An 11667-nucleotide genomic window follows, 5' to 3' on the forward strand; every position below is an offset into this window, starting at 1 on the left:
TCGTGAGCATACCGCGCCCCCCTGCCCGCCGGACCGGGCTTCCCGCCATCCACCAGGTGCTCCCTCGGCTCGCCTGGGGCGACGCCGTGGGCAATCAGGTGCGCTATCTCCAGGGCCTGCTGCGCCGCTGGGGCCACGCCTCCGAAATCTACGCCGACGCCTGGGACGACGCCTGCAAGGACCAGGTCCGCCCGATGCGCGACTACGCGCGGGAAGCGGACCGCGACGCCGTCCTGCTGGTGCATCACAGCTTCGAGTCGCGGCTGGTGCCACGCATCGCGAAGAGCCCAGGCCGCAAGGTGCTCGTCTACCACAACGTGACGCCCGCGAGACTGTTCGAGGGCTTCGAGCGGAAAGTGGCCGCCGCGTGTGACGCCGCCCGGGATGAACTGCTGGCGCTGCGTCCCCACGTCGAAGCGGCCTTCGCCTATTCGCGCTTCAGCGCCGAGGAGCTGGTGGCCGCGGGCTATCCGAACGTCGCGGTGCTGCCCTTCGCCATCGACTGGGCGGCGTTCGACACGGCGCCGGACCCGGCGCTCCAGGCTGAGCTGGACGACGGCATGTCCAACATCCTCTTCGTGGGCCGCGCGGTGCCCAGCAAGAAGGTGGATGACGTGCTGCGCGTCTTCACCGCGTACCAGCGGCTCTACCAGCCCCGCAGCCGGCTCGTCGTCGCGGGATACCTGCACCGGGATGGGGCCTACGGCGCCTATCTTCATGGGTTGAAGGACGTGCTGGGCGCCGAGCAGGTCCGCTTCCTGGGACGCGTCAGCGCCGCGCAGCTCTCCGCCTGCTTCGCCACGGCGTCCGCATACCTCTCCATGAGCCGCCACGAGGGCTTCGGCGTGCCGCTGCTGGAAGCCATGTACCGGGGCGTTCCCGTGGTGGCCTACGGCGCCGCCGCCGTGCCGGAGACGATGGGCGGCGCGGGGCTCGCCACGCGCTCGGACGAGCCTCGCGAGGTCGCGAAGCTGCTCGCCGTGCTGGACCGCAACGCCGGGCTGCGCGCGCAGGTCATCACCGCGCAACGTGAACGCATCGCCGAGCTGTCGCAGGAGGCCGTAGCCGAACAGGTCCGCGTGGCCTTTGAAGGCATCTGCTCCGGTACGGCGCCGCGGCGCCCGGTGGCCACGACGACGGCGGCCACCGTGGAACTCGTCTGCCCGGGCTTCACCGTACGGCCCGAGGAGCCAGCCTCGCGTCTGGCCCGCCGGTTGGCGGAGCGCCTGCCGGGTGCCCGGGTGCTTGCCCTGCGCCCGTGGGGAGAGGACGCGTCCCTGACGCCGGAGCCCATCAGCGACGACGGTGTCGCGGTGACGCACTTCACGCCCGACCAACCGGTGGACTCAACCCTACCGGGGTCCTCCGCGCTGGAGACGGCGGTGCGGGCTTCGAGCGCGCCCGTGGTGCTGCTGAGCGCGGACACGGTGTCTGCGCAGACACTGCTGCCCCATGTCTCCGCGCGAGCCTGGGGCGTCTGTGCACCTGCCAGCCAGCCGGCCCTGCTCACGTCCGTTCGGGAGCACCTAGGTGGCAGGTTGGTGGTGGAGGAGCCGGCTCACGTCGAGACGGCATTGCAGGCACTGCTCACGACGCTGGCTTCAACGGGAGTCCTCCCACGTGCGACCTGAAGACCTCATCACGCGCAGCCCCACGGCCGAGGCCGTGGCGCGCGAAACACAGCAACTGCCCACGCCCTCCGATGAAGCCCAGGAGGCGCTTCGCCAGACGCTGGACGCGGCGGCCCGCCCCCCACGCCCGCGCCCTGGCCCGCGCTGCTCCAGGAGGCGCGTGGGAAGATGGACAGCCGCTACGCGGAACCGGCGACCTCCCACCGGGGAGGCTTCACAGGCACGGCGCTCGTCCTGGCCAAGCGCGCCTTCCGGCTCACCTTCCAGCCCTTCATCAACGAAGTGCTGCGCAAGCAGGTGGAGTTCAACGAGTCCATCCTCGACGCGCTGGCCACCCTGCACGACGTTCAGCGTGAGCAGGCCCGAGCCCAGGCCGCATGGCGCAAAGAGCTGGAGCGCAGGCTGGCGAAGCTCGAAGGCACGGGCCATGTCACTGCCGAGCGCCACGAACCCGCTCCAGCGGGGACACCGAAGCGGCCTCCGAAACGAAAGCGCTGACAACGAAGGGCGAGCGTTGCACCGTTGAGGCCGAGGCACCGTTGAGGCCGAGGCACCGTTGAGGCGGGCCGCCGTTCGGGTGTATGCCCTGTCCATTCGGTGCTGTCCCTGCCCAAGGTCAGGTCCTTGCGAATCTGTCTCGTCTACAAAGAACTCACCCCCTTCGCTGGAAATGGATTCGGGACCTACGTCACCCAGATGAGCCGAGCCCTCGTCTCCGAGGGCCACGAGGTGCACGTCCTCACGAAGGCCCACGCGGCCGAGCAGCAGGCCAAGGCACTCCTCTCCAATGTCCGCGTCCACGCTGTCGATGAGCGCGAGACGGACCTCCGAGGCGCGTTCCCACACGAAGCCCTTCGCCACGCGTGGTCGGCGTACCGGAGCGTCCTGGAGCTCCACACGCGCCATCCCTTCGACGTCATCGAATTTCCTGACACCGAAGGTGAGGGCTACTTCGCGATGCGCGCCCGGCGGACGCTGGGACACTTCCGCACCGCGGTCCTCGCGGTGCGTTTGCACGACTCCAGCCACGACCGGCTGTGGCTCAACCGAATTGCCGCGCTGGACATGGACGCCGCACAGCGGGAGCACATGGAGGACAGCGCCATCCGTGAAGCAGACCTCGTGCTCGCTCCCTCCGCGGCCGCCCTGGAACGTGCACGGATTCGGCTGGGCATGAAGGACACCGGTCTCGTGCTTCCGCCTCCCTTCCAGCCCCCCCCGCGCTCCGCCACCGCGCCGACTGCAGGCGACAGCCCACCTCGAGTGCTGTACTTCGGAAGCCTGGAGTACCGGAAGGGCGTCCACCTGCTCGTCGAGGCCATGCAGTCCCTCTTCGACCGAGGTCTCTCCGCGGAGGTCCACCTCGTGGGCGAAGACACCCGCACCGGCCCTTGCGGACGATCCATGCGGGACTGGCTGGAACAGCGCATCGCGCCCGCTTGGAGGAGCAGATTCCATTTTGGCCCCGGGCGTGCTGACTCCGAACTGGGCCCGACCCTCACTGGCGCCACGGTGTGCTGTATCCCTTCCCGGTGGGAGGGCTTTTCCAACGTGTGCCTGGAGGCCATGGCGGCCGGAGCACTCGTGGTTGGCAGCGATGCCGGAGGCATTGCTGAACTCATCGAGCACGGCCAAAGCGGTCTGCTCTTCCGGGCTGATGACTCCGCGCATCTGGCAGCCATGCTCGGCCAGGCCCTTTCCTCGTCCACGCTCCGCGCAACTGCTCGTCAGGCAGCTCCTTCTCGCATCGCTTCGCATTGCGCGCCGTCGAGCTTCGTCCGCCGGTTCGAGGCCACAGTGGCGGATGCCATGCCGAGTCGCCACCCTGGCCCCATTGGCGCCGCGCCCCGCGCTACACCCGGCACCTCGCGCCATGTGTCCATTCTGGTGCCCTACTACAACATGGGGAGCTACCTGCCGGAGACGCTGCGCTCCATCCGTGCACAGACATTCACCGACTACGAAATCATCATCGTGGATGATGGCTCCACCGATCCGGATAGCATTGCCGTACTGGACGCGCTCGATGCAGCGGACGTCCGCATCCTTCGCAAGCCGAACGGAGGGCTCAGCTCGGCGAGGAATGTCGGGCTGCGCGCCGCACGAGGCCGGTACATCCTTCCGCTGGATCCAGATGATCTCATCCATCCCACATTCCTGGAGAAGGCCGTTGCGGTGATGGAGAGCACGCCAGGGTTGGCATACGTCTCCTCCCTCGTCTCCTACTTCGTCGACAGCCCGGACGCGCCGGTGGGTGGCTGGATTCCCTGGGGCACCGAGCGCGACGCCCTGCTTGCGGAGAACGTAGCCTCCACCTGCACAGCGCTGATGGAACGGCGGCGCGTGGAAGAGGTTGGTGGCTACGACGAATGGCTCACGGCCTACGAGGACTGGGACGTCTTCTGTTCCCTGGCGGAGCGAGGCCTCACGGGCTCCATCATCCCGGAGCCGCTCTTCCACTACCGGCTGCGTCCGGACTCGATGACTCGCAGCATGCGCGTCAACGACCGTTATGCGCTGATGGCCTACCTGTGCCAGAAGCACCCCACGCTGCCGCTCCACCCGGAGCGCGCACTCCGCATGCATCTAGGACGCGCCCACCGACAAGAAGCCAGCATCCGCATGGCCAACGCCGCCCCCGCTCCACTCCTGACGCAGGTCGCCGACAGGGTCAACAGCACACTCAAGCGATTCGAATCTGTTCATACCTTGGTTCGTCGCACCGCCCAACGACTACTCAACGACCCGGATGATTCCCGGCCGCTCCGCCACCAACTCCTCTCCAGACTTCGAGTCCGGCGCCCTCCCAGGGCCTCATGAGGCATCCACTCAAAGCAATGCACACTCAAGCCACCCTCAAGTCCATCTACAGGAAGTGGTCCGCCACGCTCCTCGTGGATGAGCCCTCACGGAATCGAGCCCTTCGGATGGGCGTCCTGGTCTGGGCCGCGGCGCTCTTTGCCGCGTTCCAGCCAGGGCTGATGTCTTCCGACTCCATCGACCAGTACACGCAGGGCCTCAATGGACACTACAACGATGTCCATCCACCTCTGGGCTCGTGGATTCTGGGCATCAGTGGAAAGCTGGTCGGCTCCCCCTGGCTCGTGCTCGCCATGCAGCTCCTCGTGATGGGGGCGTGCATGGCGGCACTCGTCAAGTCGTCGGACGCCACAAAGGGGCGTTGGGGGCTCCTCATCATGGGAGCATTCCTGCTCACACCCACTGTCTGGGCGCTCGCCGTCATCCTGTGGAAGGACGTGATGACCGCGACGGTACTCCTGGGTGCTGTCGCAGCACTCAAGTACCGTCGGCCAGCGATCGCACTCGTTCTTCTCCTGGCAGGCGTGGCATTCCGCCACAATGCACTCATTGCGGCAGTGCCGCTGGCAATCCCCGCCGTGGTGCAACTCTCACCTCAGACGTGGCGGCGACCTCAACAGTGCCTGGCATTCGTCATCGTGGTCGTGGGGCTCACATTCTCGCCTGCGCTCGTCAGCAGGACACTCAACTCCAATCGCGCCTGGGCCGCGGGCCAACTCTTCCTGTTCGACCTTTCGGGGATCTACGCTGCACATCCCGAGCTGGTTCCTCAGTCATTTCTATCCGGTGATACGTCCCCCGACGAAATCGTCCGAGCCTATTCGCCGCTTCATGTGGGCCACCTGTTTGCAGGGCACGGAGGAACACGCCCCATCATGTTCGGCTCTCTTGAGCCAAGACGTAAGGAGTTTATCGACGAATGGTCCCGGATGGTGCGCAAGTATCCCACCACCTGGATGCGCCACAGGCTGGACTCCTTCGCCGGGTTGGTTGGCGCCAGCCCTGGCCCCGTCTTCTATCCCTTTCACCACAGCATCGACCCCAACCCGTTCCAGCTTCGCGTGGCCAGCGAAGGCTGGATGTACAAACGTCTGCATGACATCAAGCTTCGGGCCGCGAACTCGCTCTTCTTTCGTGGCTGGTCCTGGCTGCTCGTGCTTTGCGGCCTGACTGTCGTGGCGTTGCGGTCTGTCCGACAAAAGCCAATTGCCTTCTGCACTGCGCTTTCCGGCTTGGGCTATACCCTCAGCTATCTCATCATTGGCATCGGCAGCGACTTTCGCTTCATCTACTGGTCAATCATCGCCACGTTCGCCACCCTGGCGCTGCTCGTCACCGAAGCGAAACCCCTACCTCACGACCTTCAGCCCCCACCAGACACACCTGCCTGACGCCAACCCCGTCTCCAACCGCAAGAATCACCGCATTGCGATGACCCCTGTTCATAGAGAAAGCCAGAGGCGAACAATGCGATTCCTGCCATTCCTTCATGATGCACAGTCGCGGGACAAGGTGCTTCACATCCAAGTCCTGCTTTGGGCAATAGCACTCTATGCTGCATTCCAACCCGGCCTGATGTCCCCTGACTCCATCGACCAATACACCCAGGGACTCACCGGGAGCTACAATGACATTCACCCACCACTAGGTTCATGGCTCCTGGGCCTCAGCGGCAAGCTCACAGGCTCCCCCTGGTTGGCATTCGTGGGGCAACTGATGGGTCTGGGCATCGCCATGTCGCATCTGGCCCGTTCCTCCGACCCGGCCAGAGGGAAGTGGGGTCTGATCATCATGGGAGCATTCCTGCTCACTCCCACGGTATGGGCACTCGCTGTCGTCTTGTGGAAGGACGTGATGATGGCCGCAGCGCTGCTCGGAGCAGTCGCCGCGCTCAAGGTTCACCGTCCCGTTCTTGCACTGCTACTCCTTCTTGCGGGCGTGGCATTTCGTCACAACGCAATCGTCGCAGCCATTCCATTGGCAATCCCCACCATGGCCCAACTCGCGCCACATGGTTGGCGCTGGCCCCTGAAAATACCGGCGCTGGTCGTGATGATTGGGGGCCTCGCCCTTGTGCCTGCCCTGCCCAACCATGTGCTCAATGCCAATCGGGGATGGGCGGCGGGACAGCTGTTCCTGTTCGATCTCGCAGGCATCTATACCGTCCACCCGGAGCTGTTACCGAGTTCATTGCTGGCAGAGAAGACCTCCGCGAAAGAACTGGCCATCAGCTACACGCCGACCCATGTGTGGCCGCTTTTCGGAGGAGCTGAAGGTGCGCGCCCCATTCCGTTCGACCCACTGGTCTTCCGGCGCCAGGAGTTCGTGGACGAATGGTTTCGGGTCCTCCGCACCCACCCTGCAGCCTGGATGAAGCATCGGATTGCCTCGTTCCGGCACCTCACGGGTGCATTCGCGGGTCCCATGCCATTTCCCATCCTCCAGGACATCGATGCGAATCCATTCCACCTTCGATCCCCCAGAGAAGGACTGGTGAACCAGTGGGCGCGCGCCATTGAAATCTGGGCTGGCAAGTCGATCTTCTTCCGCGGTTGGGCGTGGCTCCTCGTGTTGGGCGCGTTGACCGTCGTGGCGCTGAGGCGCGTCCGGAGGACGCCGATAGCCTGCTGCACGGCCCTGTCAGGGCTGGGCTATGCGCTCAGTTATCTCGTCATTGGCATCGGCAACGACTTCCGCTTCATCTACTGGTCGGTCATCGCCACCTTTGCCACGCTGGCGCTACTCACAACCGAAGAGGCGCCCCCAGGGACCGAAGCGCAGCCTCGGCCTGGGTAGCGCCCCGTGCGCATCAGGAGACCTTGGAAATCGTCCAGCGCAACGCGCTGTGAACCAAGGGCGCTCGCTTGAACAAGCCGTTGACGCGGTCCACCAGTGCATAGCGCAGCGGCGAGCCCCCCCCACCTTCCGCGCTGTCACCCGGGCCGCTCCCGACGGCAGTAGCCCCCGCCACCTGCTTGAGGAGCGGATGCACGCCAGGCAAACGCTTCACTGCGGCGTTCATCCAGTCCACCACGTCATAGCGCAGCGGACGCATCGCGGCCGACATCGCCTGAGCCACCTCAACAGGCGCGAATGCACTCAAGGCGGGCGCCGGTGCGTGGAGGGTGCTGAACAGGTCCACCATCGCATCGCGCGAGTGTGCCAGCAGGCTGAACACACGCACCGAGGGATGCAGTGGCCCCTGCAGCCCATCGAAGATGCCCACGAGGCGCTGGAAGAAGCGGCGCCGCTCCGCGTCCGTCAAGGGCGGGCGCTCGCTCCGCCGGGTGAAGACCTGGGCCTGGTTCGTCACCAGGAAACGGTGCCCACCCTGGACCCACCGGACGAAGAGTCCCCAGTCCTCATGGCTCAACAAGGCCTCGTCGTAGCCATGCTTCTCGAAGAGAGACTTGCGAAGCAGCGCGGCGTGCGAGGACACGCGGTCCGCCACCAATGACAGGGACGGACAGTCGCCCAGGTACACGTCGAAATCCGCGAACCTGCGCTCCGCCAGGTCCTCGGCCCCATGGAAACGTCCGGAGGTTGGCGCCACCCCCGAAAACGCGGGCTGCGCCTCCAGCGCCGCCACCGCGTACTGGATGAACCCCGGAGCAAGGCAGCCATCCGAATCCAGCGACAGGACGTACTCGCCACGCGCGGCGCGGAGGCCCAGGTTGCGAGCCCCCGACAGGCCGCGGCGCACCGGAGAACGAATGACCCGGAGGTCCTGGGTGGTCGCCGCGGACTGCTCCAGTCGCGTCAGCACCTGAAGGTCGAAGCCCCCGGTCGACGCATCATCCACGACGATGACCTCCACCTCCGGGTACGTGCTGGCAGCGACACTGCGCAGCGCCTCCGGCAGGGAGCGCCCACGGTCCTGGTTGAGGATGATGACGCTGACCAGCGGCGTCCTGGTGGATGCAGCGGGCGCCGCGACGGGGGCCTGTGTCTCCCAGTAGGGCGTGCTCACGGTCCACTTCACCGGCTCGAGCCCGGGCGCCTCCAAGGCCTTGCGCAGGGTGGCCGCCAGGCCATCCACCGTGCCGTCGTATTTGTGGCAGTTGACGCCATCCACGAAGGGGCTGTCGTCGCCAAAGGCCGCGCATTCCGCGTTGAGGACCAGCCGCCCGCCCGCGACCGAGCTCTCGTAAGCCGTGAGGTTGAGCGACTCGAAGCGGGAGGTGATGGCCACCACCCCCGAACGCATCAGCACGTCCCGGTCCGGCCCCGGCTTCATGAACACGAAGCGGTCCATCAGGTCCGTGGGGACCAGCCCCTTGATTTCCGCCAGGTAGCTCGAATCAAAGGAATGGCACGCCAACACGGCCTTGCCCGCGTACTCCGGCCACCCGCGCATCAGGAGGACGGCGGCGCGAACAAAGACATCGGGATGCTTGAGCGGCTGAATCTTCGTGATGAACACGAGGTTGCGCTGAGTCGCGGGTATCGGCGGCGCGGGCACGGGTGCCGCATCCACGACCACGGGCGGAAACTCCACCCGGACCTTGCGCAGCCACTGTTCGTCGAACCCGTAGAATCGCTGGTTGATGCTGGCGATGCAGGGCAGGTGCGCCACCACCACATCCGCGTCGAACAGCGCCTTCCGCTCGATCTCATACCGGCCGAGGTTCTCCACCTCGAGGGTGTTGGGCTCCAGCGGCATGAGGATGCCGCTGGTGGAGTGCAGCCGCACCGAAAGGGTCGTCTGGGCAAAGGCGAGCCCCAGGCGTTTCTCCTGGAGGCTGCAGAAGGCCCAACCGTGGAAGTCGATGAACTCGACGACGTCGAAGCGCAGCCCTTCCTGCTCACGCGCCTTGAGGTAGCGCATGAACTCCAGCGACTCCCCATGCCAGCGCGTGTCGCGGAAGGCCGACAGCGGCGGATAGATGCCATGCGCGTCCGCGGCGCCCTGCTGGGGCTCTCGGTAGCGACAGACGTGCAGCTTCACCCGGTTGCCGAAGTACACCTCGACCTGCGCCGGCTGGAGCGGCACCGTCGCGGGGACCAGCACGTGGAACTCCACGTCCTCGGTCCGTCGCAGCGAATCCACGATGAGATTGTGCGTGAGGCGGCCAATGCCCCCTGCCGTGAAGGGGTAGAGCTCGTCAGTGACGAGGCAGACGCGGGTAGGACTCATGGCTGGGCGAACTCGAGGTAACGGTTGACGGCGTCGGCGCAGAGGATGCGGGTGTAGTCCTCCAGCATCTGCGCGTACTCGTCGGGAGCGCGGTCGCGAAGTTCGAGGACGCGGGACACCGCCGAGCGGATGTCACCGAGCGCCCCGGTCCCCGCGATCTGGACCATCTTCTGGAACGGGTGTTCATCCAGCTTGCCAAGCGAGATTGGCCCGGTGAGACACGCCACGCCGTGCGCCATGCCTTCCAACGCCGTCATCGGCTGGCATTCGGAGAGCGAGACGTTGAGCAGCACGTCCGACTCGCGGATGAGGTGGAAGAGTTCGGCGCGTCCCAATGGGCCCACGTTGACGATGGACGCGCGCAGCGGAATCTCAGGTGAGGACGCGAAGGCGCTGGTGACGAAGACGCGGTCGATCCGAGGCAACGAGGCGGCCACGGAGACATTGGAGTAGAAGTTCTTCCACCAGTTGTTCGGCGTGGGCACCAGGGCCGCGCGTGTGGCGGGGGCCCGGTGGCGGCAGTCCTCGGGAGCGACGCGCGGCGGGAAGTTCAGCAGCACGTCCGGGTAGATGTGCGGCGACAGCTGGTGCATCTGCGGTTTGACGCAGGCCACCCCGTCCAGCACCCCCTCCGCCTTCAGCGCCAGCAGCCGGCTGAAGCTGTTCAGCTCGACGTCGAAGTGGAACTGGGACGTGGAGCCATGCCACACACAGCTCAGCTTCAACGCACCACCAAACACGCGGCGCAGCATGTGCACAACTTCAAGCGCATTCGGGGAGAAGCCCTGGAAGACGACAGCGCGTGCCCCCAGCGCCTCGCACGTCTCCACGATGCGCCGGTGGTCCGCCGCGGTCAGCGGGCGGCTGGCGGTGATACCAATCTTGTGTCCAGGCGCGTAGCCCGAGGCGGCGCGGATGCCGTACCACTCCTGGTGGAAGATGTGGACCAGCCGGGCCAGCCGGGGCTCCGGGTGTGCCCAGCGCGTGTCCAGGGGCGCGTCGACCACCACGCCCTCGGTGACGACGACGTGCCCAGGCGACGTCGGCGCGGACGAAGCCGCGGGCCGAGGCGCATCCAGCGACTCGCTTCGCAGCTGCGCCAGTTCGTCGGAAAGTGCCAGCAGGCGCTGCCTCCGGGCCGACCGCTGGAGTTCGACGTCCAACCGCTCCTTCAGCTCCGAGACGCGCATGTCTCCCGTGCGCCCCGCGCCCCGCAGCGCCTCGCCCGCCTGGAGTGTCCACTCGCGCAACCGGGGCAGCGACTGGACCTGGAGCGACTCCAGCGTCACTTCACGGGTCTCCTCGCGGGCGCGCTCCGCCGCCGAGAGGAGGAAGTAGCGACGCCGCTGGCCCTCATGGCGCTTGAAGACGTAGAGGTCGTGCGTCTCCATCAACCCGGAGCCGTAGTGCAGGTCCCACCCCGTGGGTACCAGCTCCGCATAGGGATGCAGCCAGCAGCCGTCATGCCAGCCGTTGTCCCAGACGCCCACCGGGACGAGCTTGTTCTCCACCAGGCACAGCAGCCCTCCGGGCCGCACGAGCTTCCCCAGCGTGTCCAGCAACCCCGGAAGCCGCTCCGGAGGGTTGTGGATGAGCACGGAGACGGTGAACACGATGTCGAACTGGCGGCTCCCCACCGCCGTGAGCGCGTCCGGGCCGCTCCAGAGCCGCTCCTCGACGGGCTGGAGCCCCACGGGCGGCGCGCTGCGCAGCGGCTCCATCATGGCCTCGGAGAAGTCGTAGCCGTGGTAGCGAACGCCCTCCAGCGACGACAGATAAGCCGCGTGCCGGCCGAAGCCGCAGCCAAACTCGAGCACGTCCAGTGGCCGTGACAGCGCGCGCTGTTCGGTCAACATGAGCGTGGTGAGCAGTTGCTCCTGTTGCGCATAGCCGCGGCTGCCGTGCTCCTGCCGGTTGCGGATCATCTCCCGGTACGTGTAGCCGCTGGTGGACTTCCAATACTGGCTGCTTTCCGGCTCGTCCGAACGCGGCCCGTGGGAAGGGTCCGGCTCAAGCTCCGGAGCGATTCGGTGCTGGGTGCTGTCCCGCATGAAATATCCCTTCTGGCGCGGCCCCCCA

Annotated in this window: 7 protein-coding genes; 5 read left to right on the plus strand and 2 right to left on the minus strand. The window is 66.4% G+C overall.

Features of this window, described 5'->3' with window-relative positions; genetic code table 11:
• Positions 1–2: 2 nt before the first annotated feature.
• From QEG98_RS24600 to QEG98_RS24620, 5 genes are all read left to right on the plus strand, one after another.
• The gene (locus QEG98_RS24600) at positions 3–1631 is read left to right on the plus strand and encodes a glycosyltransferase (protein WP_316563059.1); all 1629 of its coding nucleotides are present in this window, start codon (positions 3–5) and stop codon (positions 1629–1631) included.
• A gap of 168 nt (positions 1632–1799) precedes the next feature.
• Entirely contained in the window at positions 1800–2129 is a 330-nt protein-coding gene (locus tag QEG98_RS24605) for a hypothetical protein (RefSeq protein ID WP_316563060.1), read from the plus strand.
• Positions 2130–2255: 126 nt separating this feature from the next.
• Positions 2256–4451, plus strand: a complete 2196-nt coding sequence (locus tag QEG98_RS24610; protein ID WP_316563061.1) for a glycosyltransferase — start codon at positions 2256–2258, stop codon at positions 4449–4451.
• Between the two features lie 107 nt (positions 4452–4558).
• On the plus strand, positions 4559–5842 hold the full coding sequence (locus QEG98_RS24615) for a hypothetical protein (protein WP_316563062.1): 1284 nt from the start codon (positions 4559–4561) through the stop codon (positions 5840–5842).
• Positions 5843–5918: 76 nt separating this feature from the next.
• Positions 5919–7247: a hypothetical protein gene (locus QEG98_RS24620; RefSeq protein WP_316563063.1), complete on the plus strand. Its 1329-nt coding sequence runs from the start codon at positions 5919–5921 to the stop codon at positions 7245–7247.
• 13 nt (positions 7248–7260) lie between these two features.
• Here QEG98_RS24620 and QEG98_RS24625 read toward each other — a convergent pair whose 3' ends face one another.
• Together QEG98_RS24625 and QEG98_RS24630 are read right to left on the minus strand one after the other, a co-directional pair.
• Positions 7261–9588 carry a glycosyltransferase gene (locus QEG98_RS24625; RefSeq protein WP_316563064.1) on the minus strand — a complete coding sequence of 776 codons (2328 nt, stop codon included), beginning with the start codon at positions 9586–9588 and terminating at the stop codon, positions 7261–7263.
• Positions 9585–11639 carry a methyltransferase gene (locus QEG98_RS24630; RefSeq protein WP_316563065.1) on the minus strand — a complete coding sequence of 685 codons (2055 nt, stop codon included), beginning with the start codon at positions 11637–11639 and terminating at the stop codon, positions 9585–9587. The genes QEG98_RS24625 and QEG98_RS24630 overlap by 4 nt, the downstream gene beginning before the upstream one ends.
• Positions 11640–11667 lie beyond the last annotated feature (28 nt).

The sequence above is a fragment of the Myxococcus sp. MxC21-1 genome, assembly GCF_032612255.1.
GTDB lineage: Bacteria > Myxococcota > Myxococcia > Myxococcales > Myxococcaceae > Myxococcus > Myxococcus virescens.